The sequence below is a fragment of the Pseudomonas sp. CBZ-4 genome (assembly GCF_000346755.1).
GTDB lineage: Bacteria > Pseudomonadota > Gammaproteobacteria > Pseudomonadales > Pseudomonadaceae > Aquipseudomonas.
Genome location: NZ_ANNV01000148.1, coordinates 1 through 26,830 on the forward strand (window position 1 = coordinate 1; position 26,830 = coordinate 26,830).

General features: G+C 59.7%; 26 protein-coding genes and 1 pseudogene. 7 read left to right on the top strand and 20 right to left on the bottom strand.

The window, feature by feature from the left end; translation table 11 throughout:
* Positions 1-165: 165 nt before the first annotated feature.
* From B348_RS1000000132000 to B348_RS0119615, 3 genes and pseudogenes are all read right to left on the bottom strand, one after another.
* Positions 166-486, bottom strand: coding sequence for a hypothetical protein (locus B348_RS1000000132000; RefSeq protein WP_017737775.1), 321 nt, complete (start codon positions 484-486; stop codon positions 166-168).
* 76 nt (positions 487-562) lie between these two features.
* Positions 563-1,054: pseudogene (locus B348_RS01000000130145) on the bottom strand (LysR family transcriptional regulator); the annotation flags it as partial.
* 67 nt (positions 1,055-1,121) lie between these two features.
* Positions 1,122-1,865, bottom strand: a complete 744-nt coding sequence (locus B348_RS0119615) for an SDR family oxidoreductase (protein ID WP_017737776.1) — start codon at positions 1,863-1,865, stop codon at positions 1,122-1,124.
* Between the two features lie 122 nt (positions 1,866-1,987).
* Here B348_RS0119615 and B348_RS0119620 point away from each other — a divergent pair, with 122 nt between their 5' ends.
* Positions 1,988-2,896, top strand: a complete 909-nt coding sequence (locus B348_RS0119620) for a LysR family transcriptional regulator (RefSeq protein ID WP_017737777.1) — start codon at positions 1,988-1,990, stop codon at positions 2,894-2,896.
* A gap of 30 nt (positions 2,897-2,926) precedes the next feature.
* On the opposite strand, the gene B348_RS0119625 is transcribed toward B348_RS0119620, so the two are convergent.
* Complete coding sequence (locus tag B348_RS0119625) at positions 2,927-3,241, bottom strand: helix-turn-helix transcriptional regulator (RefSeq protein WP_017737778.1); 315 nt, start codon at positions 3,239-3,241, stop codon at positions 2,927-2,929.
* 85 nt (positions 3,242-3,326) lie between these two features.
* Here B348_RS0119625 and B348_RS0119630 point away from each other — a divergent pair, with 85 nt between their 5' ends.
* From B348_RS0119630 to B348_RS0119640, 3 genes are all read left to right on the top strand, one after another.
* Positions 3,327-4,418, top strand: coding sequence for an NADH:flavin oxidoreductase/NADH oxidase (locus B348_RS0119630; protein ID WP_026136919.1), 1,092 nt, complete (start codon positions 3,327-3,329; stop codon positions 4,416-4,418).
* 188 nt (positions 4,419-4,606) lie between these two features.
* Positions 4,607-4,900: a putative quinol monooxygenase gene (locus B348_RS0119635; RefSeq protein ID WP_017737780.1), complete on the top strand. Its 294-nt coding sequence runs from the start codon at positions 4,607-4,609 to the stop codon at positions 4,898-4,900.
* Positions 4,901-4,910: 10 nt separating this feature from the next.
* The gene (locus B348_RS0119640) at positions 4,911-5,930 is read left to right on the top strand and encodes a zinc-binding alcohol dehydrogenase family protein (protein ID WP_017737781.1); all 1,020 of its coding nucleotides are present in this window, start codon (positions 4,911-4,913) and stop codon (positions 5,928-5,930) included.
* Positions 5,931-6,082: 152 nt separating this feature from the next.
* On the opposite strand, the gene B348_RS0119645 is transcribed toward B348_RS0119640, so the two are convergent.
* Positions 6,083-7,390, bottom strand: coding sequence for an OprD family porin (locus B348_RS0119645; protein WP_017737782.1), 1,308 nt, complete (start codon positions 7,388-7,390; stop codon positions 6,083-6,085).
* 997 nt (positions 7,391-8,387) lie between these two features.
* Between B348_RS0119645 and B348_RS1000000132005 the strand changes: the two genes are divergently transcribed.
* Both B348_RS1000000132005 and B348_RS0119655 read left to right on the top strand, forming a co-directional pair.
* Positions 8,388-8,639 carry an SPOR domain-containing protein gene (locus B348_RS1000000132005; protein ID WP_256204484.1) on the top strand — a complete coding sequence of 84 codons (252 nt, stop codon included), beginning with the start codon at positions 8,388-8,390 and terminating at the stop codon, positions 8,637-8,639.
* A 70-nt stretch (positions 8,640-8,709) separates the two neighbouring features.
* Positions 8,710-9,000: a DUF6388 family protein gene (locus B348_RS0119655; RefSeq protein WP_017737784.1), complete on the top strand. Its 291-nt coding sequence runs from the start codon at positions 8,710-8,712 to the stop codon at positions 8,998-9,000.
* Between the two features lie 103 nt (positions 9,001-9,103).
* On the opposite strand, the gene B348_RS0119660 is transcribed toward B348_RS0119655, so the two are convergent.
* Together B348_RS0119660 and B348_RS0119665 are read right to left on the bottom strand one after the other, a co-directional pair.
* Positions 9,104-9,958, bottom strand: a complete 855-nt coding sequence (locus B348_RS0119660; protein ID WP_017737785.1) for an AraC family transcriptional regulator — start codon at positions 9,956-9,958, stop codon at positions 9,104-9,106.
* Positions 9,959-10,144: 186 nt separating this feature from the next.
* Positions 10,145-11,116: an XdhC family protein gene (locus tag B348_RS0119665; RefSeq protein ID WP_017737786.1), complete on the bottom strand. Its 972-nt coding sequence runs from the start codon at positions 11,114-11,116 to the stop codon at positions 10,145-10,147.
* 90 nt (positions 11,117-11,206) lie between these two features.
* Between B348_RS0119665 and B348_RS0119670 the strand changes: the two genes are divergently transcribed.
* A complete protein-coding gene (locus B348_RS0119670) occupies positions 11,207-11,986 on the top strand; it encodes an alpha/beta fold hydrolase (protein WP_017737787.1) in 780 nt (259 codons plus the stop codon).
* Between the two features lie 16 nt (positions 11,987-12,002).
* On the opposite strand, the gene B348_RS0119675 is transcribed toward B348_RS0119670, so the two are convergent.
* From B348_RS0119675 to B348_RS0119735, 13 genes are all read right to left on the bottom strand, one after another.
* A complete protein-coding gene (locus B348_RS0119675) occupies positions 12,003-12,626 on the bottom strand; it encodes a UbiX family flavin prenyltransferase (protein ID WP_026136920.1) in 624 nt (207 codons plus the stop codon).
* Positions 12,610-13,563, bottom strand: coding sequence for a LysR family transcriptional regulator (locus B348_RS0119680; protein WP_017737789.1), 954 nt, complete (start codon positions 13,561-13,563; stop codon positions 12,610-12,612). The genes B348_RS0119675 and B348_RS0119680 overlap by 17 nt, the downstream gene beginning before the upstream one ends.
* A gap of 20 nt (positions 13,564-13,583) precedes the next feature.
* The gene (locus tag B348_RS0119685; protein WP_017737790.1) at positions 13,584-15,026 is read right to left on the bottom strand and encodes an aldehyde dehydrogenase family protein; all 1,443 of its coding nucleotides are present in this window, start codon (positions 15,024-15,026) and stop codon (positions 13,584-13,586) included.
* Positions 15,027-15,097: 71 nt separating this feature from the next.
* A complete protein-coding gene (locus B348_RS0119690; protein ID WP_017737791.1) occupies positions 15,098-15,886 on the bottom strand; it encodes a fatty acid hydroxylase in 789 nt (262 codons plus the stop codon).
* 49 nt (positions 15,887-15,935) lie between these two features.
* Positions 15,936-16,694, bottom strand: a complete 759-nt coding sequence (locus tag B348_RS0119695; protein ID WP_017737792.1) for an SDR family NAD(P)-dependent oxidoreductase — start codon at positions 16,692-16,694, stop codon at positions 15,936-15,938.
* Between the two features lie 11 nt (positions 16,695-16,705).
* A complete protein-coding gene (locus B348_RS0119700) occupies positions 16,706-18,058 on the bottom strand; it encodes an MFS transporter (RefSeq protein ID WP_026136921.1) in 1,353 nt (450 codons plus the stop codon).
* A 78-nt stretch (positions 18,059-18,136) separates the two neighbouring features.
* On the bottom strand, positions 18,137-19,570 hold the full coding sequence (locus tag B348_RS0119705) for a UbiD family decarboxylase (protein ID WP_017737794.1): 1,434 nt from the start codon (positions 19,568-19,570) through the stop codon (positions 18,137-18,139).
* A complete protein-coding gene (locus B348_RS1000000132010; protein ID WP_017737795.1) occupies positions 19,558-19,923 on the bottom strand; it encodes a hypothetical protein in 366 nt (121 codons plus the stop codon). Before B348_RS1000000132010 ends, B348_RS0119705 begins: the two co-directional genes overlap by 13 nt.
* 194 nt (positions 19,924-20,117) lie before the next feature.
* Positions 20,118-20,921 (bottom strand): enoyl-CoA hydratase/isomerase family protein, encoded by an 804-nt coding sequence (locus B348_RS0119715; RefSeq protein WP_017737796.1) that lies wholly within the window; start codon positions 20,919-20,921, stop codon positions 20,118-20,120.
* 19 nt (positions 20,922-20,940) lie between these two features.
* Positions 20,941-22,479: an AMP-binding protein gene (locus B348_RS0119720; protein ID WP_017737797.1), complete on the bottom strand. Its 1,539-nt coding sequence runs from the start codon at positions 22,477-22,479 to the stop codon at positions 20,941-20,943.
* A gap of 5 nt (positions 22,480-22,484) precedes the next feature.
* A complete protein-coding gene (locus tag B348_RS0119725) occupies positions 22,485-22,985 on the bottom strand; it encodes a (2Fe-2S)-binding protein (protein ID WP_008060977.1) in 501 nt (166 codons plus the stop codon).
* 2 nt (positions 22,986-22,987) lie between these two features.
* Positions 22,988-23,794: a xanthine dehydrogenase family protein subunit M gene (locus tag B348_RS0119730; protein ID WP_017737798.1), complete on the bottom strand. Its 807-nt coding sequence runs from the start codon at positions 23,792-23,794 to the stop codon at positions 22,988-22,990.
* Positions 23,791-26,790 carry a molybdopterin cofactor-binding domain-containing protein gene (locus tag B348_RS0119735; RefSeq protein WP_017737799.1) on the bottom strand — a complete coding sequence of 1,000 codons (3,000 nt, stop codon included), beginning with the start codon at positions 26,788-26,790 and terminating at the stop codon, positions 23,791-23,793. The genes B348_RS0119730 and B348_RS0119735 overlap by 4 nt, the downstream gene beginning before the upstream one ends.
* Positions 26,791-26,830 lie beyond the last annotated feature (40 nt).

The window sequence follows — 26,830 nt, forward strand, 5'->3', positions numbered from 1 at the left end:
CGCCCCCCCCCCCCCTATCAACAGTGACTTCCGGATGAATGGTATTCTCTCGGCCGGCTATGTCACTGTTACGACGATACGCCAGGACGGTTCGCGGCAAGTGTTTAACTATGCAGACAGCCGGCTTTCTGGAAACCACCAGCGAAATTCCGGAGCCGCATGGGTTCAAAAGTAGCCGTTGCTCTGCCATCTAGTGAACGGACCGTCGAATTCACGGAGCATGCTCACAACAACCTTGAAGTGGATAGCCGTGACCACAACATGCGAGCTGCTTATATTCACATTATTGGGAACACGGCCGTGTCGGTGAGGACCATCATCGGCTGGCTGTTGGCATAGGCGCTTGGCTGGCTGTGGATGGCCCAGCGGTTCGAACATCTGCGCCACGTCGCCATAATCCGGATCGTAGAAAAGAATGTCACGCATCCAGAGCGCACCAAAGTCCAGCGCTTCGACGCGTTGCGCCATCTCGAAATGACCGCGCATGGTCGGGGCCGCTCGGCCGGGATGGGTTTCCAGCGGCAAAATCGGACCGATAGTGAGTGCTTCTGGTTGAAACAGGCGTTGAAAAACGGGATGACGCTCCTGGGAAGGATGTGGAGTCGGCTACATCTGTGGTAAAAAGGGCGTCGACAAAGCGATCGGTAAACCACAACTCCACGTGCAGCTCAGGCCACTGCTTCAGATAGGCATCAAGGATCGGCAGGACATGGCGCTGACCAAAGGACAGCGGGACCGTGAGTTTAAAGGTACCGGTCGGCCGCCCACGGCCCGGACCATGGTCACCTCGACCTCATCAAGATCCTCGATAATCTGCCGCCAGCGCTCATACGCAATCTGCCCCTCGTTTGTCAGGCTCAGTTTGCGCGTCGTGCGATTGAGCAACCGTGCGCCCATCCGGTCCTCCAAGCGAACAATGCGGGTCCATGCCCAGTGTAATCGCCGCGGCGGTAAAGCTTCCCGCCTTCACGGTAAAAACAAACGGGTTGATATCACCGATATTGGTTGGCTTGCGTGGAAGTTTGGCTCCAGGCCAGACATTCGAAGTATTCAATAGTGCTAAAGCTTAGTCGCTCGCGCCCGTGCTTTTGCGCAAGGGCACAAACGGCACAGGTTAACTATCAGAAGTCTTGCGCCGTCGGACGCAGAACAATCTCGTTGATATCGACATCGGCAGGTTGCTCGATCGCGTAAGCGATGGCCCGTGCAACCGAATCAGCCGGGATGGCCTTCTTGTAAAACTCGCCAACGACCTCGGCGCTCGGCTGGTGCCCGCTGCCGAACTTGAGCTCGGAATCCACCGCGCCCGGCTCGATGGTCGTCGTGCGAATATTCCCGCCGACTTCATGACGCAGGCCATCGGAAATAGCGCGCACCGCAAATTTGGTACCGCTGTACACCGATCCACCGGGGCTGAACACCTTGATGCCGGCAACCGAAGAGATGTTGATGAAGTGACCGCTGGCCTGTTGTTCGAAAAGCGGCAAAGCGGCCGCGATGCCATACAACACGCCCTTGATGTTGATGTCGATCATGCGATCCCACTCTTCGACGCGCAGCTGCGAAATCGGAGAGATCGCCATCAGCCCTGCATTGTTGATCATCACATCGATGCGACCGAATGCCTCGACAGCCTTGGCGACCAGCGCAGACAAGTCCTCTTTGTTTGTGACATCGATCGGATGGGCAATCGCCTTGCCGCCTGCTGCGGCGATCTCCCGGACAATCGCGTCCAGACGATCCTGGCGACGGGCGCCAAGCACTACATGGGCGCCGAGCGCTGCCAGATGACGCGCCGTTGCTTCGCCCAGACCGCTACTCGCACCGGTGATAACGACCACTTTACCCTGGATGTTTTTACTCATGTTCAGCGCTCCTGTTGAGACCTGTTTGGGTTGATGAGTGCAGTCTGCGCTGGTTTTATTCGTCAGAAAATGGAAGAGTTCGGATTTGAGAATTCCATTTTCTGGAACGGGAGTTGACGCCAATGCTCAATCGCATGGAGCTGATTCGGATCTTTTCGGTGGCGGCGCAATCGACCACGTTTCGCGATGCAGCCACCCGCCTCGGCACCTCTCCGCAGACCGTGACACGCGCCATCAAAGAACTGGAGCGCACGCTTGGGGAGCCGTTGTTCCACCGCAGCACGCGGCAGGTTCACGTCACCGCTTTTGGTGCCAAACTCGCCTTGCAAGCCCGGGAAACCCTGGAACGGGTGGATCAGTTGTTTATCGCCAACAGTAAACAGGAGGCAAAAGGCGTCGTCGGCATCACGGCCCCCCACGCCATTGGCAAGCTGTATCTGATTGAGTTTCTGAAACCGCTGATGCGGGAGAATCCCGGCCTGAGCATCGACCTGAGCCTGGATGACCAGCTCACCGACGCGGTGGCCAACAAGATTGACATCGGTATTCGTGTTGGAGCTGTGCGGGATCGGCGCTATATCGCCAGAACGGTGGCCCATGTCGACCTGAAAATCGTCGCGGCGCCGTCACTCCTCGACACCGTGCAATGCCCTGGCAGCATCGAGGATCTGAAACGCTTGCCCCTGTCGATGCTGATCGATCGCAAAAACGGCCGCCCCTGGCCGTGGGTGCTTGCCGAGGGGCAAACGTTCCTGCCTGCCTCCCCGGCATTTACCTGCGACGATCCAGAAACCGAGCGAGAGATTGTTCTGGCGGGAATCGCCTTTGGGCAAATGCCCGGTTATCTGGCAGAACCCTATCTGTCTGAAGGGCGACTGGTCGAGCTCATGCAACACGATGCCCCGCCGCCTTCCGAATTGATCATGTATCGCCCGCAATCAGGGCCCGTGGCACCGAGAGTGAGGCTGGTGTACGACCACCTGGTCAACTGCTTCTCAGATCCGCGTGTTTTTGCGCAGAGCGCGCGCTGAAAGAGTTGGGTGGAAAAACACCCGTGAGCCTCATCTTCCTTTTTCGTCGTACTGGGACAGGATCGTTTCCAGCAGGCCCGGAAAACGGTGACTCAAGTCTTCCCTACGCAACGAGTTCATGTGGGTCGTGCCGATGGTCTGGGTTTGAACCAGTCCGGCATCTCGCAGCACCCGGAAATGGTGGGACATGGTGGACTTCGCACGGCCACCGTCCAGCTCGCCACAGCTGGCCTCTCCCAGCTCGGCGAGGCGCCGGACAATCTCCAGGCGTACAGGGTCGCTCAAGGCGTAAAACAGACGCTCAAGAACGAATTCACTGAGAGGAAGGTGTTTGAAGGGGCGCATGAGCGAATCATACACGGGTTTGCTCTATGTCAATAGTTCGAATATTATCGAACAAGAGAAATAGTATCCCTCGGAGAAAAACCTAATGTCTGCGCTGTTCCAACCTTTCACGCTCAAGGATGTCTCCCTTCGCAACCGGATCGCGATTCCCCCCATGTGCATGTACTCGGCCAATGATGGCCTGATCAACGATTGGCACACTGTGCACTATGCCACCCTCGCGCGTGGCGGCGCAGGACTGGTGGTCGTCGAGGCGACTGCCGTGTCACCCGAAGGACGGATCACGCCTGGCTGCGCTGGTATCTGGAATGATGAGCTCGCCCGTGCCTTCGTGCCGGTGGTGCAATCGATCAAGGCTGCCGGCGCAGTGCCAGGTATCCAGATTGCCCACGCGGGGCGCAAGGCCAGTGCGAACCGTCCTTGGGAAGGTGACGATCATATCGGCGAGGATGATTCGCGTGGCTGGCAGACCATCGCCCCGTCGGCTGTTGCCTTTGGCGCTCAGCTCGCCAAGCAGCCGAAAGCCATGACGCTGGAGGATATCGCCCGGGTGCGCGAGGATTTTGTCTCAGCCGCTCGCCGTGCACGTGAAGCTGGCTTCGAGTGGTTAGAGCTGCATTTCGCCCATGGCTATCTGGCCCAGTCATTCCTCTCTGAACACTCCAACCTTCGTGACGACGCCTATGGCGGAAACTTCGATAACCGTAGCCGCTTTCTGCTGGAAACACTGGCGGCGGTTCGCGAAGTATGGCCAGAGCACTTGCCGCTGACCGCTCGCCTGGGTGTTATCGAATACGACGGCCGGGATGAACAGACCTTGTCAGAGGCTATCGAACTGACACGTCGTTTCAAGGACGGTGGTTTGGACTTGCTCAGCGTCAGTATCGGGTTCACCATCCCTGAATCCAACATTCCTTGGGCCCCCGGTTTCATGGGCGAAGTTACCCAGCGGGTACGGCGCGAGACGGGGATTGCGGTGGCCTCGGCATGGGGCTTCGGCACGCCGAGCGTCGCCGAAGAAGCGGTGAGAAGTGGTCAACTGGACCTGGCGATGATTGGCCGGGCGCACCTGGGCAATCCTAACTGGTCCTATTCAGCCGCCCAGGCGCTGGGTGTAGAGCGTGCTGCCTGGACCTTGCCCGCTCCCTATGCCCATTGGCTTGAACGCTACAGGTGATCCCGCCGGAGCGAGAGCGCTCGCGTGGCCTTAGGGCTATCAACTTGGTCGAATGCCCAAGTGGGCAAGATTGTTGTCGCGCTCTCACCCGGATTCAGGTTTTTGGCCGCATGGCCGGCATGGACATCTTCGATACACCCGTGCCAGCCAATGCTCCCTCTTCATATCGCACACAGACAGGAGGTTTGATGACCACCCCTCTGACACTGATTGCCACCTTGGTCGCCAAGGCCGGCTTCGAAGTCGAGCTCGAGCAGACGCTGCAGGGCCTGCAAGGCCCAAGCCGAAGCGAAGCGGACTGCATCCAGTACGATTTCCACCGTGATGCCGAGCAGGCTCGCACTTTCCACATGATCGAGCAGTGGCGGGACGAAGCGGCGCTGACTGCTCACGAAGCGACACCGCATTTTCAGGCAGCGCTCCCTTTCATCGAACGCGCTGCTGAAAAGCTCACCATCACGAAAATGTATCGCATCTCCTGAGGATCTTCGAATGAAAGCCATTGCACACTTCAAATGCCTGCCTATTGAACATCCCGACGCCTTGGTGGAGATCGATATACCCGAGCCAGTGCCGGGGCCGCGCGACTTGCTCGTAGAGGTAAAGGCCGTATCGGTCAATCCTGTCGATACCAAGGTGCGGCAGGGCTACGTACCGCACGAGGACGAAAGCCAGCCGCGCATCCTCGGTTGGGACGCTGCCGGCGTGGTCAAGTCGGTCGGCAGCGACGTAACGCTCTTCAAGCCCGGTGACAGGGTCTGGTACGCCGGATCGCTGATCCGCCCGGGCAGCAACAGTGAGCTGCAACTGGTGGACGAGCGTATCGTCGGCTCAATACCCCAGTCGCTGGATTTCAGCGAGGCTGCGGCATTGCCACTGACTTCCTTGACCGCTTGGGAATTGCTGTTTGATCGCCTCGGTGTTGCACGCGATACCACCGACCGGGGCGAAACGCTGCTGATCATCGGCGCTGCAGGCGGGGTGGGTTCAATCCTGACTCAGCTGGCGCGTCAGCTAACCGGGTTGACGATCATTGGTACGGCTTCGCGCCCTGAAACCCAGACCTGGGTCACCGAGCTTGGTGCGCATCATGTCATCGACCATACCAAGCCACTCAGCGAGGAGCTCAAGCGCATCGGTATCGCACAAGTCAGCCATGTCGCTAGCCTGACCCAGACCGATCGGCACTACGAGCAAATCATCGAATCACTGAAGCCTCAGGGCAAGCTGGGCCTGATCGATGACCCGGCCACGCTTGACGCCGTACCGCTCAAGCGCAAGAGCCTGTCGTTGCACTGGGAGCTGATGTACACCCGCTCGCTTTACGAGACAGAGGACATGCAAGAGCAGCACAACATCCTCAACGAAATTGCGCGGCGCATTGATGCGGGTGACTTGCGCACCACCGTTGGCGAAAACTACGGGCGCATCAGCGCAGAAAATCTTCGTCGAGCCCATGCTCTGCTGGAAAGCGGCAAGGCGAAGGGCAAGATCGTGCTGGAAGGCTTCTAAGAGGGCGTAGACAAAATAAATCAAACCGGCTGCACCACCTACCTAATGTCCTGAGCGTCGGGCGGATAATCCTGCACAGAAGCACCCGTGTTATCGGGTGCCTTCCTCAGCGTGGCCGGACTGAAAGCGGCTATTCGTCCTCATGACACTCGTTAGAGAAGCGGAATGCTATAGCTTACAAAAACTCGGTTCTGATCTACGTTACGAGCCGCTTCGCTGTTGGACTTGCCGTTACGCCAGCCGAACCCGACACCTTTAAGCGCTCCGGACTGAAGGAAGTAGTCCAGGCTAATGTCTCTTTCCCATTCCTTTTGGTTGTCGCCGGACGTAGTTTTAATATTATCGCCGGAGAGGTACATGACCGAGCCTTTCAGGCCAGGAACTCCCAGAGCGGCAAAGTCGTAAGCATACTGACCGAAAGCTGTGCGCTCGCCTGCGCGGGTGAACGTTTGGATCAGGCGGTCTGTATACAGATACAGGCTTGCTCCACCGGCGCCCTTGTCTATCAGGCTGCCCTGATTGAGTTGAGTGAAGTTGCTGCCATCCGACACACTTTGGTACCCCGCAGTAATCGCGTGGCCACCCAGCGTGTAAATCAACGCGGCACTCCAGGTACGGTTGTCGATCTCTCCATCACCGTTTTTGGTGTAGCCATTAATTCTGTAGCCTGACGTACCGGAGCTATTTGCACCTGACGAGTCAGTTTTGAAGTAGCGCAGGTCGGTTTTAAGGGACTGATTGTCCGAGAGCGCAAGGGTGTGAATCAATCCAAAAAAATGCTGCGTATAGTAGTTATCGAGGTTTGCGTAGTAGTACTGAGCTGTCAGATCCTTGGTGACACTCCAATCGCCCCCGGCGAAGTCAAACTGATTGCTCTCACGCGTACCACCAGCAACGGCCAACCCCGTCTGATCGCTTGAACCACGCCCTGTCGCATGTTCGATCCGACCTCCAGTCAAGGTCAGCCCCTTGAACTCGCTCGAGGTGATTTGACCGCCCTCGAAGGTTTGTGGAAGTACGCGCCCATCGTTGGCAACCAGAATTGGGAGTTTCGGAATCAAGGTGCCGTAGCGAAGTTCAGTTTTCGACATTTTGACTTTTCCGGTCAGCCCCACCCGGCTCCACTCGTCGACGGCACGGTTGTCACTGTCAGAAGGCATCATGGTGCTGCCGACATGCCGTCCTTTGCCGCTGTCCAGGGTAACCCCCAGCAATCCCAGGCCATCGACACCAAAGCCAACCATGCCATCGGTATAACCCGATTTGAAGCCCAACATGAAACCCTGCGCCCATTCTTCGGTTTTGGAAGGGGCGGCAGTGCCATCGCGGTTGTCGTTATTGAAGTAGAAGTTCCTCATCCCCAAGGTGGCCTTGCTATCACTTAGAAAGTCAGCATACGCCTGTGCACTCAGGGTGATACCAAGAAACACCGAACTTGCAGCAATTTTTTTCCTACTCAATTGTATAGCGCTCCATTTGTTATTTTAAAGTAATAGAAGCAACGCAAAATCTTAGAGGTCAACGCAACGCACACGAAGGACCGGTACTTAGTCAATTTCAACTAGCCCAATAATTGGCACGCCATTTTATTCTTCTGAACATCCTGCTCCATGGCAGCGCGTTGGAAAAAACCACCGAGGTGATCTGCACATGAGCATGAGGTGAACGGATGATCGTCGCATGTAGCGTACCCGTAGGGCGCCGATATGGCCGGTCTGGCTTTCGATAGTAGGTGGGAATCTGGTCATTTTTCGTGGCTCTTGTTGTTTTACAGCGCGAGAGCGCTAGAGCCAAGTGTGTGTGAAAGGCGCAGGGAGCGCTTTGCCTGGGGAGATGGAGTTTTGCGCCGAAGTCTGGAAATTTGTCTTTGCGTCTGATTTAAGGGGCTGGGACCCGACACAATTCCGGTCATGTTCGACGACTTCGATGACTTTATGGATAGCGACCGGGCTCTATAACTTTTTAATTTTGAGCGTTCATCACATAAGTGGCGAATGCAGATCCTTCGCGGTTTTCCACAAGGCACTTTGGCCACGATATTTATCTTAAATACAAGTATTTCATAGGATTAACCTCTCCCATTCTGATATGGTTTTTTTCGACTATCTGAGCCTTTTTCGTGAATCAGTAGTCTATAAAGTGCACGCCCGATGTTCTTTAAAACAACAAAAAGCAGCCAACTAATTTTGGCGCTTGGGCACACTGACGCGCTCGAGAACTCAGACCATCTCAGGATCAGAAATAAAACCTTTCTTTATAAAAAGAAATGGCACAAATAACTATTCACTTGATTTGGAGAGGGCGCCGTGCGAAAGCTTGGCTTGGGCTTACTGGTAACTGGCGTTTTAGGGCAACTATCAGCTCTACTATGGACCTACACGTCCACAGGACCAACTTGTGAAAATAACGTCGACAATTCATACATCCAGCAAAAAGTGACAGACTTCGAGCAAGAATTTGACGACATCGCTAATAAAGTTTGCGACAGAAATCAGTACAAATCTTCCCGACGAATTCACGCCCGCATTGAATACGCCCAGCCGCCATCGCGCACTAAAAGCCATTCAGCAACTGGAGTTGCCGGTAGCGCGTAAAGAAAACAATTTTGTCGTCATAGGCCCATATAAACATAAGCAGGACGCGACTCGAGTCGTGAAAGAGCTGAGTGAAAGTCATGGCGTTCGAGGATGGATGATGGCAGGAAATTGACATAGTCCAATTTAGCGCTGGGCCGACCTTGAACAACCAGCTACTTATTGCATGCCACAAGAGAGCATTCATGATCGCAAAAGAACTTAGAGCTGAACTTGCCCTGAAGAAATTCCTGGACGCCAATCTATGGATTCAGCTTGAACTCAGCGAACTGAATTACAGCCTCGCTGAAAACTGCGGGCTCTCGCCAGAAGAATATCGCCTTAAATTTCTGAAAGAAGCATTTGAAGCAGAAGCCGACGCGCATGGCTGCGATTGCTGGGACTTCATCCTGCAGTGGGCGGCCGAAACCAAGGAAGAACTTGAATTGATGCGCGAAGAACGCATGAAAGAGATTTATGACTTTATGGACAATTAATAGACGCTACAAATTTCGTAACCTTTAAAAGCTCAGAGTTTCAAGATGAAAGACTAACTTCATCGGCGGGAGCATTACCCAATACTCCCGCCCTCCTCTCGGTTCAAACCGCCGTATAACTATCAACCACACGCCGATACTGGCTGGGGGAAGCGCCGATGTGCTGACGGAAAAACCGTGTGAAATGACCTTGCTCGGAGAACCCGAGGTTCTCAGACAACAGGCCCAACGTGCCACTGCGCTCACGCTCCAGCCAGGCAAAAGCCCGGCGCATGCGCGCGTCGTTAAGCAGCAGGGTCGGGGTCATGCCGGTGTCTTTCTTGAACAGCGCAAAGAAGTGTGCCCGAGACAGACCACAGGCCCGCGCGGCGTTGTCGATCGGGTTCGGATCATCGAGGTGCTCAAGCAACCAGGCGGTGCCACGGCGCACGCGCGCATCCCGGAACTCACCTGTGTTGGGCGCACCCAGTAGCGACAAATGCCGCCAGCTGGAAAAGTCCTCGATCAGTTCGATCAGGAAGTCGAACAGCATGAACTCCAAACGCTCTTTCGGCACGATCCCACAACCATGCGCTTCGGCGACCAGGATGTCGGCCAGGGTGCGATTTCGACTCGACAGCTCGATGCATGATTGGGCAAAAAAGTCCGGCCGACCGCTGAGCGCCAGCGATTGCTGGGCAGTGGCCAGCCAGGCGGGCTCTATGTAAAGCGCCAGGATTAGCGTGGCACCGGCACCCGGCTGCGGATCGTAGAAATGCGGCTCCCAGGCGTTGACCAACACCGCGGTGCGATCACTGAGCGGAACCCGTCGACCGTTAACGTTGAAGTAAGTATCCTCGCCGGACACTTTGACCAGCACATGGCATTCGGAATGGGTATGGGTGACCAGCGAATGATCCATATTCAGCAAGGCGACCCGGCCAAACCTGCCGTGGAAAACCCGTTGGGCAATCGACATCAGATTCCTCCTCGCTTGAAGCGATATTGTTATCGGCCTCAATGCATATCATCGGGGCGCTTATCTATTTCTCAAGCCCGTCGATCGGTCCATGGTTCAGCCAGACTTTGCTGGCCACTATCGCGCGCGAATGACCGAGCGTCTACCTCGACTTTCGCAGCCCCCACGTTCGTCGGAAAAACCGCCTTACAAGGCATGGCGTTCTTTGCCGTGATAAACGCGCAGGATATCGGCCACCACCGCCAGAGCGATCTCCGCCGGGGCCTTGCTGCCCAGATCGAGGCCGATGGGCATGTGCAAACGGGCAATCTGTTCATCCGTCAGACCACCGATGCGCTTGAGCCGCTCGGCGCGCTTGGCCGAGGTTGCCTGAGAACCCATGGCACCGATGTAAAACGCCGGGGTGTGAACCGCTTCCATCAGCGCCAGATCATCGATTCGAGGATCGTGAGTCAGCGCCACCACCGCAGTCGCCGCATGGCAACCACCAGCGGCGATGTACATCGAGGGCAGCACGCGTTGCATCTCCACGCCTTCGAGCTGCACATGCTGCATCTCATCCCGGGGGTCGCAGGCGATGACTTCGCAGCCGATGGCGCGGGCGAAACTGGCGCAAACTTCAGCGACCGGCGACAGCCCGGCCAGAATCAGTCGCAACGCAGGGCCAACACTGATGCGCACCGTCTCGTCGACGACTTGCACCCGCTCGCTGCCGTGTCCGATGTCTGCGTCCAGGCGCAAGGCTCCGCTGCTCAACTCGACATGGCGCAGCAGACGCCGCTGACCCAGTAACGCCGCTTGCAGACTCTCCAGGTGCTCGATCCATTCGAGACTCGCAGCGCGGTGCTCGACCAGCACGATCAGCACGCCACCACAGGGTAATCGCAGACGGTGGCGTTGCTCGACGCTGTCGCCATAACTGACGATCTGCGCCGGTTCGCGTAATTCACCGCGCGTCAGGCTTTCGAGAAACTCCTCCTCGACGCAGCCACCCGACAGCGAGCCGACGTGTTCGCCCGAGCCATTGGTCACCAGCATCGCCCCCGGCGCACGCGGCGCCGAGCCATAGGTGGAGAGCACCGTACACAGCCACTGGGCCTGCCCGGCGCGAGCCCATTGCAGTGCCTGGTCGATCACCTGAACATCGAGATGACGCATGTTTTCTGTACCTCAAGCAAAGCGTGGTGCTGCAGACAGGGTTACGTTTACGGTAACCTGCGAGCAACCTTGTTCAATCGTTGATTCAACATGTCGCCACAACAATTTCTGCAACTTGGGCCGCTGCGCCTGGAATATCGCCAAATTCCTGCGGCTGACCCATCGCGACCGACGCTTGTGCTGTTGCACGAAGGCCTCGGCAGCGCCGATCAATGGAAAGACTTCCCCCAGCGCCTGGCCCAGGCCAGCGGTTGCGGTGTGGTCACCTACAGTCGTCAGGGTTATGGGCAATCGAGCCCGGTAACCCTGCCGCGTCCGCTGAACTACCTGAGCAGCGACGGCCCTCGTGAACTGCGGCAATTGCTCGATGCCTTGCAACTGCCGCAAGTGGTTTTGCTCGGTCACAGTGACGGCGCCTCCATTGTCCTCGCCTATGCCGCCGCCAATGATCCCCGCGTATTGGGCAGCATTGCACTGGCGCCTCACGTGATTGTCGAGACCGAGAGCCTCGATGGCATTCGCCATACCACCGAGGTTTGGCATCAGGGCGAATTGCGCGAACGCCTGGCACGCCACCATGGGACCAATGTCGACGGCGCCTTTCACGGTTGGAGCGACAGCTGGTTGCACCCGGACTTTTCCTTGGACGATCTCGAAGCGCAGTTGGCTTATATCGAAAGGCCGCTGCTGGTCATTCAGGGTCGCGAAGACCACTACGCCACGCCCGAGCAACTGATGGTCATCCAGCGACAGGTGCCTGGGCCGTGCCGCTGTGTGTTGCTGGATAACTGCCGGCACTTTCCCCAGACCGAAGCGACCGAGCGGACCTTGCAGCTGATCTGCGAATTCCTGGAGCGCCTCCCCGCCTGAATGCCCCGAATGTGACTCAACCATCGATCACCTCATCCAGCGTTGCTACGCGCTCCGGTCGTTCGCGCCAGCGACGGACGACACCCAGTTCGATATCGAACATATCCAGCACCCTTCCTACAGTGTGATCGATCATGTCATCCAGGCTGGTCGGCTTGGCATAGAACGCAGGCACTGGCGGCGCGATCACCGCACCGAGTTCAGCCAACTCGGTCATGCTGCGCAGGTGATTGCGGTGCAGTGGCGTCTCGCGAACCATCAGCACCAGGCGCCGGCGCTCCTTGAGCACCACGTCGGCGGCGCGGGTCAGCAGCGTTGAGGTCACGCCGCTGGCAATTTCTGACAGGCTGCGTATCGAACACGGCGCGATGATCATGCCCATGGTTTTGAACGAGCCACTGGCAATTGCCGCGCCGATGTCCTGATTGATGTAGCTAACGTCAGCAAGGGTCTTGATCTGAGACCAGGACATCTCGGTTTCATGGGCCAAAGTAATCAGCGCCGACTTGCTGACCACCAGATGGGTTTCAATCGGCGTGTCGCGCAACAGCTCCAGTAGACGTACGCCATAAACGGCGCCGGAGGCACCGGAAATTCCTACGATCAGCCGCTGCGGCCGGCTATTACTGGGAACGCTCATGGTCGCCTTCCTCTATCGGGCCTTCTTTGTAGAAATGGATGGCGTCGAGTGCGGTGGTCATGGTTTTGCCGATCATCTCGATGAACAGCATTGCCGCCGGGGTCAGTGGTCGACGGGCGTCGTGCACACAGACCATGCGCCGGCTGATCCCCGGCGCGGCCAGCGGATAGGCGCGCAACGCGCCTTCGTGCAATCCGCGATGCAAGACGGTTGCCGGCAGCACGCTGACCCAGTCGCTGCGACGCAAGAAGTCCTCAATGACCGCCAGATCGTCCACCTCCAACTGCGGGGTGACTTCAATGCCCTGGGCGGCAAGGTGCTGGTCGATGACCATACGCAGCCCGTGACGACGCGAGGGCAGCACCAGTTTGAATCCCGCCAGACTGGCCAACGGCAAGGGCAACGCTCCGTTAAGGCGATTGGCTGCACCGGTGGCGACCAGTAGCTCCTCATCGAAAATGTCGTGGCCGATCAGGTGCTCATGCTGAAAGCTTTGGTTGATGACCGCGAAATCCAGCACGCCGGTCAGGACCTTCGCGATCAACTCCTGGCTGTAGCCCGAGGTGACGCTCAATTCAACCTGTGGCTGATGCTCGACGAAATGCGCCAGGGTGCTGGCCAACGCGTTGTTGGCGGCAGACGCGATCAGCCCGGCACTGATGCGTCCGCCGATCTGGCCGCTACGGTCGATCAGGGCCTGACGCGCCGCCAGCAGCTGGCCAAGAATCGGCATGAACAAACGATAAGCCTGATCGCCGGCCTCGGTCGGCGCCATGCCCTTGGAGCTGCGCTCGAACAACGTCTGCCCGAGTTCTTCCTCAAGCCTGGCGATCTGCATCGACAACGCCGGTTGCACGATATTCAAGCGCTGCGCAGCCCGGGTGACGGAGCCTTCCTCATAAAGGCAGGTAAAATACTTCAGATGGCGCAGCTCCATGGTCACCCTCGCGTGCGCGCTCAACCGAGCGTGCCGACGTTCTGATAAATGTGTTTGAGCTCGCTGAAATCCAGCAGCGCATCGACGCCATGCAAGCGCCCCAGGCCGCTCTTGCGGTAGCCACCGGTTTCCGCCTCGGCGAACAATTTGTTGTGGTCGTTCAGCCACACCGTACCGTTGCGCAGTGCCCGAGCGACACGCCAGGCGCGAGCGCCCTGCCCGGTCCAGACACTCGCCGACAGACCGAACTCGGTATGGTTGGCGCGCGCTACTGCCTCGGCTTCATCTTCGAAGGACTCCAGCACCAGCAACGGGCCGAAGATTTCCTCCTGGCAGAAGAACGCGCCGCTGTCGCGGTGGGCGATCAGTGCAGGGGCGAGGAAGGCGCCCTGACTCAGCGCGCCATCCGGGCGGCCGCCGGCCAGCAGCACCTCGTCGCAACAGTCCAGCGCCTCGGCGATGCGCCTCTCGACCTTGTCGCGCGACTGCCAGTCGATCAGCGGGCCCATTTGCGTCGCCGCCTCCAAACCGTGGCCCAGGCGGATTTCGCCGAGCGCAGCACTGAGCGCACGTTTCATCTCGGCAAAACGGCTGGCCTGCACCAGCACGCGCCGTGCGGCGGTGCACTGTTGGCCGGAAATGATGGTTGCTGCTGCCGCCAGTTTCGGTGCGATAGCCTCGACGTCGGTATCCTCGAAGACCAGGCAACAGGATTTGCCGCCGAGTTCAAGGGACAGCTTCTTCATGGTCGCTGCGGCGTCTTGCATGATGCGCTGGCCGGTTGCGGTGGAGCCAGTAAAGCTGAGCACATCTACCAGCGGCGAAGCCACCAGGTACGCCGCGCCGACATGCCCAGTTTCAGCGAACAGGTTGACCGCGCCGGCCGGTAGGCCCGGTAGGGCGAATAGCGGCTCGAGCATGGCCGCGTTGAATAGCGCGGTCTGCGGCGCCGGCTTGATCACCGCGGTGCAGCCGGCCGCCAATGCCGGGGCGAGGGCGCGCACCAGCAGCACCGCCGGGGCATTCCATGGAATGATCAGCCCCGCGACCCCGGCCGGTTCACGCAGCATGTTGGAGAACTCGCCAGGCGCCACCTCCATCACATGGCCGGGATTGTGTCGGGCCAGACCGGCATAATAGACAATCTCGGAAATCGCCCCGGCTATCTCGCCGCGCGATTGCACCAGGGCCTTGCCATTCTCGCGGGTGAGCAGCTGCGCCAGTTCCTCCTGGCGTGCCTTGAGGCCTGCGGCCCAATCCAGCAGCAATTGCTGACGCAGGCGCGGATTCTGTGACCACTGCGGGTTGGCGAAGGCGCGCGCGGCGGCGGAGACCGCCGCTTGCGCCTCGGCTTCGCCGCCATCGGCGAAGCGGCCGATCAACTCGCAGCTGGCCGGGTCGAAGCTGTCCGCCCAATGTCCCGCGTCGGTCCATTGCCCATCGATGAAATGTCTGCTTTGCATGAGTCCTCCGGTATTCCGTGGGTCAGCGAGCAGCGGTCGACCACCAGAACCGACCGCTCATTGAGTCGCTGTCAGAGCTGGTGTTCGGTAGCCGCTTTGGACGCGCGCTCGACCTGCTGCGCATCAACGCGAGCCTGGTCCTCGGGTTTGCGCGCCGCATCCGACATGCCATTGAACAGCGTGCCCAGCACGCCCTTGTTCAAGTCGCTGGTGCCAAACAGTGCATCGCAGATCGGAAAGGTCAGGTTGAAATTGCGCGTGTGCATGAAGTCCGGGTTGTGATGCAGGACATGCATGCGGCGCACCGTGTTGACCAGCGGCATGGCATCGAGCAGCGGATGCTCGAGGTGCGACAGCGTGTGCAGGCCTTCGTACATCAGGAAGTAGGCCGCCATCGTCAACATTGCGATATAGCCGGCGTTGGCCGTCCATAACGTGCCCAGCAGCAGGGCCAGCGGCAGCGCGGCCATCACGAACAACACCGGAGCGAATGGGGGAAACAGCAGAGCGCGCCAATCCTGATGGCCGTGATAGTCCAGCGTCTTGTGCGAGAAGAACTGATGGTGGGTGGCGACATGCCGCTTGTAGGCCGGCTTGAGCCAGCTCCTCGGGCTGTGTAGCAAATAACGGTGGCCCGCCCATTCGGCCCAATTGCCGAACAGGAACATCGGCACTACCACCAGCAACCACTCCTGCCAGCTCGCATCGACAATCTGGCTGGCGCAGTACCAGAGCACCCCGCCGGTGAACAGCAGGGTGAAAGCCAGGTGCATTTCGCCGCGATACCAGCTGGGTGTGGACGCACGATAGCTCTCGCGGTATGCGTGCGAACGCTCAACGATTTGTTGTTCACGATTCATAACGGTTTACCCTTTCAATGAAATATCGGCTGCGCATGGACTCCCCCTATCAGTGGGTCACCGAGCCGCCGTCGACCACCACAGTCTGGCCGCTCATGAAATCGCTGTCGGCGCTGGCCAGAAACAGCAGCGCGCCGACCAGGTCTTCCGGTACCGCCTCGCGCTTGATGCAGCGGCTGGCGATGTTGTTGCGCACGATGTCGCCGGCCCAGGCGGCGTTGGCCTGGACGTTGGCGCTCATGGTCAGGCCGGGGGCCAGGCAGTTGCAGCGGATGCCGGCGTCGCCGACTTCGCGCGCTATCGAGCGTGTCAGGGCAATCACCGCGCCCTTCGACGCGACATACGCCGCCATCATCGGCGCGCCTTTGAAAGCCGTTGCCGAGGCAATATTGACGATCTTGCCGTAGCCCTGACGGCGCATCACCGGCATTACCGCCTTCGCGCACTCGAAGGAACCGCGCACGTTGACTGCCATGATCCGGTCCCATTCCGCCGAGCTGGTCTGTTCGAAAGGTTTGAGTTCCAGGGTGGCGAACAACGCCGCGTTGTTGATCAGCACGTGCACACCGCTGAACTGCGCCACGGCTTCCTCGACCATGGCTTGCACCGCGGCACCGTCGGTCACGTCGCAAGCGATTGCCAGGGCCGTACCGCCCTTGTTGCGGATCGCGGCAGCGGTTTCGTCAGGCGCCTTCAAATCGCAGAGCACCACCTTCGCGCCCTCGGCCGCCAGCGCCTTGGCGTAGGTGGCGCCGATACCTTGGGCCGCGCCGGTGACGATAGCGACCTTGCCGGTCAATCTGTTCATTGCCATCTCCTTCACTTGAAGTTGCCTTGGGTTTCCGGAATCACCACGCTGCCGATCAGGTAGATCACCGACAGGCCGGCGGCGAAAATCGCCAGTACCATGGGGATCTGCGCGGGGCTGCTGCTGAACAGGGACACAAAGGTCGGCATGGTTCCACCGAGGGCGAAACCGATGTTCCAGGACAATCCTGTGCCGCTGGCGCGCAGCTCGGTGCTGAAGCGTTCGTTGAGGAAGATCAGGATCGGCGCGATGATCGCCCCGCCCATGAAGGCGATGCCCACGCAATACAGCGCAGTGCGGGTCAGCGAACCCGGCTCGGCGACACCGAGGAACATCATCGGCAAGCTCACCAGGTTAATCACACCCAGTAGCATGAAGGTCTTCTTGCGACCGATCAGGTCACTCAGGTAACCGAAGGCCAGTGCTCCGACAATGGTTGCCACCGACCCGTACATGAGCATCTGCGAAGTTTGCGTATGGGGCACTTTGGCGACCACGTTGAGCAAGGTCGGCAGATAACCGCAGGCCAGGTAATACGTTGCTCCGCCGCCGAATGTAATCAGCAGATTGACCAGCATCACGCTGCGGTACTCGCGACCAAACAGACGCTTGAGCGGCGACACGACCACTACCGCCGGCCCCTTGGTCTTGCGCGCTTGTTGCAGTTGCTGCCAGACCGGGGTTTCTTCCAGATAGCGGAACATCACCAGCCCGAAAAACGTGCTGAGCAGCCCGCAGAAGAACATGAAGCGCCAGCCCCAGACGTCAAATTCATCCCCGGGGAAAATTTCCGACAACACCAGGTAAGTGAACGACGCCAACAGCGCGCCCATGCCGGCACCGGCACCACCGATCAACCCGGACATCAGGCCGCGATAGCGCGGCGAGATGGATTCGGTGCCGATGGTGTGAGTGGAGGCCACGATGCCGCCAACGAAAATGCCCTGAATCACCCGCAATAGCAGAAACAGTATCGGGGCCAATATGCCGGCCTGATGAATGGTCGGCAGCGCGCCAAACAGTGCCGTGGAAATACCGACGCCGACCATCGACACCATCAACGCTCGCTTGCGGCCGTGCTTGTCGGCATACGCGCCGAAGATTGCCGAACCCAGGGGGCGCACCAGCAGGGCCACGGCGAATGAGGCGTATACCGCGGCCAGCGACAGTGTCGGGGTGTCCGAGGGGAAAAACATGCGGCCGATGATCGGCGCCACGTAGAGCAGAATGAACAGGTCAAACAAATCCAGCGCCCAGCCGAATGTCGAGGCAAATGCCGCCAGTAAGGCCTTGCCCGGTGGAATCTGCGGTGTATCGATAGCGGCGCTGGTTGGCGATGCAGTTGTTGTTGTTGTCGTGGTCATGGTTGCCTCACGCAAGACGTGTCTTGAGTTGGTTGGAACTATCGGAAACAGGCCGCTGAACACCAACGGCCGCCGGGTTCAATCGTGCGTCTGGAGCACGCGTTGCCAGTCTTGCGGCGCCGCGTGCGCTAGCTTGTCGAGTTCGACTTCCTGTTGGCCCGGCACCTGGATTCGTTTGAAGCGCATGGTCGGTGCCGACAGCGGCACCGTGGCGTCATAGCCCATCTTCGAGCCGACACCGTCACGGGTGGACGGGTCGAGTTTCGAGCCCTGGGATTCGTGGATCAGCACCAGGTCGCGGTCGGCCTGGAAACGGGTGGCAATCGCCCACTCGACTTCGGTGGGGTCATGAATGTCCACATCCAGATCCACCACGGTGACATGCTTGATGTCGTAGTGACCGCCCAGCGCGCCGAGGATGACGTTCTTGCCCTCGCCTTCGGAGCGTTTGTCGATCTGCACATAAAGGTGATAACGACACACTCCGCCCTTGCTCAGGTGCACGTCACGCACGCACGGAAAACTGCGGCGCAAGTGCGCGAGCATGGTCGCTTCGCGCGGGATGCCGCCGAGCAGCAAGTGTTCCAGGCCGCCGCCGACGATGGTGTGAAAGATCGGGTTGTGACGATGGGTTACGGCGTCGACTTCGATCACATGTCGCTCGGCGCGTTCGCCGTAGTACTGCGGAAACTCGCCGAACGGCCCTTCCATCTCCCGCGCCTTGGCCAGCAACCGGCCCTCGATGACGATCTCGGCGTCGGCAGGCACGCGAATCTGATGGGTCACGCAGCGCGTTACCGCCAGCGGACGGCCATGCAGAGCGCCGGCGATTTCCAGTTCGTCGTGATCGATCGGCACGATGGCCTGGGACGCCAGCAAGGTCAGCGGATCAGCACCAATTACCACCGCCACGTCCAGATCCTCACCCAGCGCCTCGACTTCCTGAAAGAAGGCCAGCGCATGGCGTGGCAGCAGCAATGCACCCAGTCGATTTGGGCTGCTCACCTGCAAGCGGTGAATCGAAACGTTCTGCACCCCGGTGCGCGGGTTGCGGGTAATCAGCAGGCCAGCGGTGATGTAAGGGCCGCTGTCGTACTCGTTGTGGGTGGGAATTGGTAGCAGTTTGTTCAGGTCGATCTCGCGATGCACCACTTGCTGACAAGCTGCATCGCTGACTTCCCGCCACGGCAGCGGATTGAGGCTGGCCGCCTCGAAACGCGCCAACACTTCAGCGGACTCCACGCCCATCGCCTCGGCCATCCACTGCCGGTCGGACAGCAGGCCGGAAACCACCGCAATCGAGTGGCCGCCAGGCTGGGGAAACAGTGAAGCGCTCTTGCCGTCCAGACGATTAGCAATCGCTGCAACGCCGAAACGCAGGTCCACGCCGGGACGTATCATTGCCAAACGCTGCTGGCGCTGCAAATGGTCGAGCCAGCCACGCAGGCTGGCGCCTGCTGGCAAGTCCCCGGCCATGTCGGCTTCGGGGGTGGAAAGGGTCACAGGCTGCATGGCCTTACCTCGTCATTATTGTTTTGGTGGCATGCCCGGTCACCCGGCGGCGGGTTAAAGAACGGCTGATAGAAGTCCTTGAGCAACAAGGTGGCGATGCCCATGGTTAGCGCGGCCATGGTGCCGAACAGCGCCCCGGCCAGTCCTGCAACGGCGATCCCGGCCATCCATTCGTGCATGTGCCCGAAAAATTGCGCAAAGGCCTGCAACGATGGAATCACCGCCGGGAATTCCTTGCCTCCGGAGGTGAAGTTTTTCGCGCTTTGTGTAGAGCGTCGAACCCAGAAACTGATCAACGCCAAGACCACCCTGTAGGCGGCCACGATGGTTAATACCAGCCAGCTAGAAGCCATAAGTGGAACTCCGATTTTTATATTTATTGGACGGATTTCGGTGCAGCCGATCTCACCCTACGAGCCCCGCAACGGGTTTTCTATTAACGAATATTGATGCGCCCTATCAGTTTCAGTGAAGGGGCGGCAGGCCCTGCTCCATAGGGAGGCACGCCGTTGCCGACATGCTCCCGGGCCTGCTCGCCGGTACGCATTTACTCGCCGGTGAACACTGCCGGACGCTTGCTGTGAAACGCTTCGACGCCTTCCTTGAAGTCCTTGGAGCTACGCAGGCGGCTATAGCAGTGACCTTCCATTTCGATCGCGACGGTCAGCGGCGCATCTTCGTTGTCGTTGATCAGTTTTTTCGCCGTGCGCTGAGCCAGCGGCGAGAAGCGGCGCAGTTCATCGACCAAGGCATCGACGGTGCTTTCCAGTTCGGTATCCGGCACGACCTCGGTCGCGATACCCCAGGCATAGGCCTGGTCGCCCGTGATGCGTTTAGCACGCATCACCATGTGCTTGGTGCGGGTGATGCCGATGATTTTCTGCAGGCGTGCGGAGCCACCCGAGCCCGGGATCTGACCCAGGTTCTGCTCAGGCAAGGCATAGCGAGTGGTTTGCGAAGCAATGCGGAAATCGCAGGCCAGGGACAGCTCGAAACCGACGCCGAAGGTGTAACCACGGTTGGCGACGATTACCGGTTTTTCGCAACGTGCCGGTGCCGCAACGTTCCAGGCCAGCTTCGAAACGTGCTCCGGCGACGCTTCGAGGAAGCCCTTGATGTCACCGCCGCTGGAGAAGTGTTCACCCACCGAGCGCAGCACGATGACGCGCACGTCTTTGTGTGCATCGAGGGCTTCGAAGACCAGGCGCAGTTGATCGCGCTGGCCCATGGAAATAACGTTCAACGGCGCCCGGTTGAGGATGATGTCAGCGCGCTCGCGGGACGCATCGACTTCAACCTGGAAGCCATCGAACTGCGTGTCGAGAAATTGCTGGATCGCTTGTTGTTGCATGGGAGTGTCCTCTGGATGATTAGCTGATGGCCTTCAAGGCCTGTTCCTGAAATTCGGCCAGCAGCACGCGCCGCAGCACCTTGCCAACTGGAGATTTGGGAATCTGATCGATGAAGTGGTAACGCCGTGGCCGCTTGAATTTGGCCAGGCCCGAAGCGATGCAATGAGCATCGAGGTCGCATTCCGACACCTCGGCGCGCAGCTTGATAAACGCTGCAATGATCTTGCCCCACTGCTCGTCAGGCAGACCGACCACCACCACTTCTTCCACTGCCGGGTGCAGAGAGAGCATGTTTTCGATTTCCGCCGGGCTGACGTTTTCGCCGCCGGTGATGATCAAGTCATCGACACGACCCGTGACGAACAGATCGCCTTCCAGATCGAAGTAGCCGATGTCACCGGTGAAATACCATCCGTCACGCAACGCCTTGGCGTTCGCCTCAGGGCGGTTCAGGTAGCCTTCGAACGCCTCGTCACTCGCCAGGTCGGCGATGATCTGGCCCTCCTCCAATGGGTTGGCCTGCACGTCCACCGTTTCAGCATCGATCGGTACCACGCGCACGCGCTGGTTCATTGCACTGCGCCCTGAGGAGCCGGGTTTGCGACTGGCCTGCTGGTCGATGGTGAAGGTGTAGATTTCCGAGCTGCCGTAATGGTTGACGAACAACTGCGGCTGGAACGCCTGCTCGACGCGACGCATCAAGCCGTCGCTCATCGGCGCGCCGGCAAAGCCGATTTTCTCCACACTGGCTACTCGCTCGCGGGCGAAGGCCGGGTGCTCGATGAGCATGTGGTAGAGCGTCGGTACGAGGTACAGGTTGCTGACCTTTTCCCGCTCGATGGCCTGCAGCGTGGCTTCCACGTCAAACTTGGGCACACAGACGAAATGCCCGTCGATCAGCGCCATGGACAGCAACGAACGCACGCCCATGGTGTGGTAAAGCGGCATGACACCCAGCGTGCACTCGCTCTGGCGGTAGAGGTTTTGCGCTACGTGGGCCACCGCCGCGGCGCGTTCACTACGGTGCCGACGGGGCACGCCCTTGGGCTTGCTGGTGGTTCCGGAGGTGTACAGCAGCAGTGAAAAGTCTTCGGCGTCGGCCTGCAAAATGATGTCGGAGGGGGTCTGCGAACACAGCTCCTCGAAACTCAGGTCGGTGTCGGCGGCACGGATACCGGCGGCGATCCGTGGCAGCCTGGTGGCGGCGCTGCAACCGGCCACCGCGGCCACGGTCGCGTCGTCGTAAGCCAGTGCGCGGATTTGCGCATCTTCGATGCAGTAGCCCAGTTCATCGGCAGTCGAACGCCAGTTCAACGGGGTCATGACCACGCCCGCAAACTGACAGGCCCAATGCAGGGTCGCCATCTGCCAGCGGTTCTGCATCGCTACCAGCAGTCGGTCACCCCGTTGCAGCCCAAGGCGTTGCAAGCCCCGCGCTGCGCTCTGGATATCGACGAACCAGTCTTCATAGGTTTTCTTCAACGCACCGTCACTGACCGCCACGGCGTGCGGTCGGCGTTCAACGGCAGCGAGAAAACTGCGTCCGAGATCGAACATTATTGTTATACCCCTTTGTTCGTTTGGCGCTGGGCAGCGACTTCGAGCACGGCCTGGACGATGCCGGTGTAGCCCGTGCAGCGACATAGATGCCCCGAAAGCATGTCGCGTACCTGGGTCTCGTCCGGGTTGGGTACCCGTTCGAGGAAATCCACGCAGGACATGAGAATGCCCGCAGTGCAAAAGCCGCACTGCAAGGCGTGATGACGGCGAAAGGCTTGTTGCAGGTCGCTCAGTGTGTCGTCGTCGGCCAGGGACTCGACGGTCTCGATACGCCGCTCGTGCCCCTGTACCGCGAGCATCAGGCAGGAACGCATGGCGACCCCGTCCACCAGCACCGTGCAGGCGCCGCAGACACCGTGTTCGCAACCGACATGGACGCCGGTGGCACCGAGGTCGTGGCGCAGGAAGTCGCAGAGTTGGGTCCGCGGTTCGGCCAGCGCTTCGCGGGAGCGGCCATTGAGTTCCAGGCGAATCGGAAAGGTTTGGTCGGCAGTTACACGCATGTTCAGACTCCTTCGATCATCTGATGACCCAGCTCGCGAACCAGTTGGCGGCGATAGGCGGCGCTGGCGTGCACGTCGTCTTGTGCATCGAGCGACCAGGCGGTTTGATTGAGCGCGTCAGGCAGCGCCGCACCCCGTGGCAGGCTGCGACGTTGCGGACGGTCGGCGACCCCGCCGATGCCGAGTTCGACCTGGTCCGTCCCGATGGCCGCGGCCAGGGAGACAATTGCAAAGTCGCCGTGGCGCATGGCGATTTCGCGGAAGCGATAGGTGATGCCTTCGCGCTTGAGCGGAAAACGCACCTCGACGACCAGCTCATCCGCACGCTTGTCGGTGGTGAGAATGCCTTGGAAGAAGTCGGCGGCCTTGACGATGCGCTTGCCTTTTTTGGACTCGAGAACGATCTCGCCGCCCAGTGTCACCAGGCACAGCGGCAACTCGGCGCTGGGGTCGGCGTGAGCCACCGAACCGCAGACCGTACCGCGATTACGCGTCTGGAAGTGGCCGATCCAGGGCATCGCCAGTGCCAATAAAGGCACCTCGTCCATCAGGGTCGAACGCGCCAGCAACTGCGCCTGTCGCACCCCGGCACCTACCGCCAGGCAATCCTTGCGCAGCTCGATATAGGCCAGCTCGGCCACATGATTGATATCGATCAGCAACTTGGGTTGAGCCAGGCGCATGTTCAGCACCGCCATCAGCGATTGGCCACCGGCGATGATGCGAGCCTCCTGGCCATACTCGGCGAGCAACTCAACCACCTGACGACGGGTTTCAGCCCGAACGTAATCGAAAGCAGCCGGTTTCATTGCGCACCCCCCTTGCCAAACAGCGCGCCAAGCGAGGCGCGCAGTCGCGCCCACCAGCCGGTGGAGATGGCTTGGCCGCTGACCCGTTGCGACAGGCGAGTAAAGATTTGTCCGATGATCACTTTCGAGGCCCCTTGCAACATTCGGCCGCCGACCGCGGCGACTTTGCCGCTGACCGCCACCTGGTATTGGTATTCCAGACGCGTGTGGCCATTTTCCAGTTCGACGAAACGCACTTTGGCCTGGCCCTGGGCCGAACCCATCGAGCTGCTGCCGGAACCGGACAGACGCAACGAATGCGGTGGGTCCAGATCACTCAGGGCCACCTTGGCCTCGAAGCGCGCACGGATCATGCCGACGCCGACGGTGACGTCTGCGCGGTATCGGTTCTCGCCTTCAAGCACGAGGTCGTGGCAACCGGGAATGATCGCCGCCAGCGTCTGCGGGTCGAGCAAGGTATCGAAGACCTGTTGCGGCGAAGCAGGAATCACCACCGAGTCGTTGGCCCGCAACGCGGGTCCACCGGCAGGTGCTGCGTCCAGGTCTTCGTCGGGCTCCATACCGGCGGGCCGAGGGGGCTCGTCGATCCCGATGAGCGTGCGTACTTTCGATGGTGTCAGTGGCAGACGGATGTCCGAGCGACCGAGGGCGTCGGCCACCGCGTTGGCGATGCACACCGGCGTGCTCATGTTGTTGCCCTCGCCCACACCCTTGGCGCCCAGCGGGGTGAAGGGCGATGGCGTTTCCATGTGCAGGATCACCGGTTCGATCACTTCCGGTGCGGTTGGCACCAGATAATCGGCGAAGGTCCCGGAGAGGAAGCTGCCGTCCTCACCGTAGGCGAATTCTTCCATCAGCGCCGCGCCGAGGCCTTGGGTGAAGCCACCACGAATCTGGCCGTCGACCAGCGCGGGGTTGAGCAGGCGGCCGGCGTCATGGCAGGTGACGTAGCGATCGATGTGGATCTCGCCGGTCATGCGGTCGATTTCCAGACCACAGATGTCGAAGACAAAGCCGTAGCACAGCGAGCTATTGACCTGGTCCTGGTCGTCCGGGGCCACCAATTGCGGCGGGCTCCAGAACGCGGTTTCGCGCAGACCGCCACTTTCACCTTCCGGTAGCAGGCCCGGCGACCAGTGGGTCGCACCGGCAATCCGATGGAATGGCGCCACCGCCCCGCCATTGACCACAAAAATCTTGCCGCCGGCGAAACGAATATCTTCGGGACTGGCCTGCAATTGCTCGCCGGCAATCACGGCGAGGCGATCGCGGATCTTCAGCGCGGCCTTATAGACGGCACCGGCCACAGCGCCGGCGAAACGGCTGGAATAGTTGCCCGAGGCAATCGACCAAGCGTCCTTCTGAGTATCCAGCTCGACGTTGACCACGATGGATTCCAATGCAACCCCAAGCACTTCGGCGACGACCTGAGCGACGGTGGTTTGATGGCCCTGCCCTTGCGGTGCCGAGGACACATGCACACTGACGTCACCCAACGGGCCGACGTTGATGGTTGCGGTGGCGACAGCGCCGTTTTTCGGACCGGCCTTGCGCCGCTCTTCGGGTGTCATCGCGGTGGTGATGTAACCCATGTTGGAAATCGAGGGTTCAATGACGGCGGCATAGCCAATGCCATAGATTCGACCTTCGGCCCGCGCCTGATCACGACGTTTGAGCAACTCGTCGAGTCCACCGTCAGCCGCCGCCAAGGCAATGCCAGCTTGGTAGTTGCCGGAATCGAGCAACGCACCGGCCGCCGCACGATAAGGGAAGGCATCGGCCGGCACCAGGTTGCGGCGGATCACGTCCAACGGATCAAGCTTCAACTGCACGGCGATATGTTGCAGCAGCCGCTCCAGGGCGAAATATACCTGCGGGCCACCGAAACCACGGTTCAGGCCGGAAGGGGTTTTGTTGGTCAGCACCACGCGGTTGCGCACTTGCAGATTGCGGATCGCATAGGCACCCGTCAGGTTGCCGTGCATGCGGTAGAAAGTCGCCGGTTCAGGCGCTCTAAGGTAGGCACCACAATCGTCGATCTGGTCATAACGCAAAGCGGTGATGCGCCCGTCTGCTTCTACCGCCGCTTCAATTTCGGTCACCCGATTGGTCGCCGAAGAAGCCCCCTGAAGATGTTCCAGACGGTCCTCGACCCACTTCACCGGTGCGCCGACCTTGCGTGACGCCAGCCCCATCATCACCACGTAAGGGAAAACCCCTTGCTTGATGCCAAAGCTGCCACCGGAATCTTTCGGTGTGCGCAAACGCAAGCGGTTGCCAGGCACATTCAGAGCCCGGGCCATGACCGTGTGTAATGCATAGGGGCCCTGGAAATTGGCCAGCACGTCATAAATGCCGGTGGCGCGCTCGTACTGAGCCAACACCACATAGCATTCAATGGGTGTGCAGGAACTGCGCGGAAACTTCACTTTGAGCGAGACCTTGTGCGGCGCCTGCTCGAAGGCCTGCTCCGGCTCGCCATAACGAAAGCGTCGTTCGTTGACCACGTTGCTGCCGACGGCTTCGTGCAGGATAGGCGCCTGTTCGGCGGTGGCCCGTTCTGGATCGATGATCGGGGGCAGCGGCTCGTATTCAACGCGCACACCTTCGATGGCGTCTTCGGCCAGATAGCGGCTCTCGGCGATCACCACGGCCACCGGCTCTCCAACGTAGCGCACTTTGTCGACGGCGACGCACCAGTGCTCCATCGGCTGACGTACACCCACCGGAAATGGCAGCGCCCAGCGTTTGACGTCTTCGCCGACCAGCACGCCGTGCACGCCTTTCATCAGCAGCGCACTGGAAAAGTCCACCGAGGTGATCCGCGCATGAGCGTGGGGTGAACGGATGATCGCCGCATGGAGCGTCCCCGGCGGGATCGCAGCGTCATCGGCATAGCAGCCGAGACCGCGCAACAATGCGGCGTCCTCGACACGGGCCTGACGGGCGCCGATGTGGCCGGTCTGATTTTCGGTAGCAGGTTGGAAACTAGTCATTTTTTCGCGGCTCTTGTTGTTATGCAGCGCGATAGCGTTA

Coding starts and splice junctions, on each gene's coding strand:
- B348_RS0119680 (WP_017737789.1), bottom strand. CDS start 13,563: ATGGAGCTGCGCCATCTGAAGTATTTTACCTGCCTTTATGAGGAAGGC.
- B348_RS0119625 (WP_017737778.1), bottom strand. CDS start 3,241: ATGCGCCCCTTCAAACACCTTCCTCTCAGTGAATTCGTTCTTGAGCGT.
- B348_RS0119665 (WP_017737786.1), bottom strand. CDS start 11,116: ATGCGTCATCTCGATGTTCAGGTGATCGACCAGGCACTGCAATGGGCT.
- B348_RS0119635 (WP_017737780.1), top strand. CDS start 4,607: ATGACCACCCCTCTGACACTGATTGCCACCTTGGTCGCCAAGGCCGGC.
- B348_RS0119720 (WP_017737797.1), bottom strand. CDS start 22,479: ATGTTCGATCTCGGACGCAGTTTTCTCGCTGCCGTTGAACGCCGACCG.
- B348_RS0119660 (WP_017737785.1), bottom strand. CDS start 9,958: ATGTCGATTGCCCAACGGGTTTTCCACGGCAGGTTTGGCCGGGTCGCC.
- B348_RS0119725 (WP_008060977.1), bottom strand. CDS start 22,985: ATGCGTGTAACTGCCGACCAAACCTTTCCGATTCGCCTGGAACTCAAT.
- B348_RS0119655 (WP_017737784.1), top strand. CDS start 8,710: ATGATCGCAAAAGAACTTAGAGCTGAACTTGCCCTGAAGAAATTCCTG.
- B348_RS1000000132010 (WP_017737795.1), bottom strand. CDS start 19,923: ATGGCTTCTAGCTGGCTGGTATTAACCATCGTGGCCGCCTACAGGGTG.
- B348_RS0119715 (WP_017737796.1), bottom strand. CDS start 20,921: ATGCAACAACAAGCGATCCAGCAATTTCTCGACACGCAGTTCGATGGC.
- B348_RS0119695 (WP_017737792.1), bottom strand. CDS start 16,694: ATGAACAGATTGACCGGCAAGGTCGCTATCGTCACCGGCGCGGCCCAA.
- B348_RS0119735 (WP_017737799.1), bottom strand. CDS start 26,790: ATGACTAGTTTCCAACCTGCTACCGAAAATCAGACCGGCCACATCGGC.
- B348_RS0119685 (WP_017737790.1), bottom strand. CDS start 15,026: ATGCAAAGCAGACATTTCATCGATGGGCAATGGACCGACGCGGGACAT.
- B348_RS0119730 (WP_017737798.1), bottom strand. CDS start 23,794: ATGAAACCGGCTGCTTTCGATTACGTTCGGGCTGAAACCCGTCGTCAG.
- B348_RS0119690 (WP_017737791.1), bottom strand. CDS start 15,886: ATGAATCGTGAACAACAAATCGTTGAGCGTTCGCACGCATACCGCGAG.
- B348_RS0119675 (WP_026136920.1), bottom strand. CDS start 12,626: ATGAGCGTTCCCAGTAATAGCCGGCCGCAGCGGCTGATCGTAGGAATT.
- B348_RS0119640 (WP_017737781.1), top strand. CDS start 4,911: ATGAAAGCCATTGCACACTTCAAATGCCTGCCTATTGAACATCCCGAC.
- B348_RS0119670 (WP_017737787.1), top strand. CDS start 11,207: ATGTCGCCACAACAATTTCTGCAACTTGGGCCGCTGCGCCTGGAATAT.
- B348_RS0119615 (WP_017737776.1), bottom strand. CDS start 1,865: ATGAGTAAAAACATCCAGGGTAAAGTGGTCGTTATCACCGGTGCGAGT.
- B348_RS0119700 (WP_026136921.1), bottom strand. CDS start 18,058: ATGACCACGACAACAACAACAACTGCATCGCCAACCAGCGCCGCTATC.
- B348_RS0119705 (WP_017737794.1), bottom strand. CDS start 19,570: ATGCAGCCTGTGACCCTTTCCACCCCCGAAGCCGACATGGCCGGGGAC.
- B348_RS0119630 (WP_026136919.1), top strand. CDS start 3,327: ATGTCTGCGCTGTTCCAACCTTTCACGCTCAAGGATGTCTCCCTTCGC.
- B348_RS0119620 (WP_017737777.1), top strand. CDS start 1,988: ATGCTCAATCGCATGGAGCTGATTCGGATCTTTTCGGTGGCGGCGCAA.
- B348_RS1000000132000 (WP_017737775.1), bottom strand. CDS start 486: ATGCGCGGTCATTTCGAGATGGCGCAACGCGTCGAAGCGCTGGACTTT.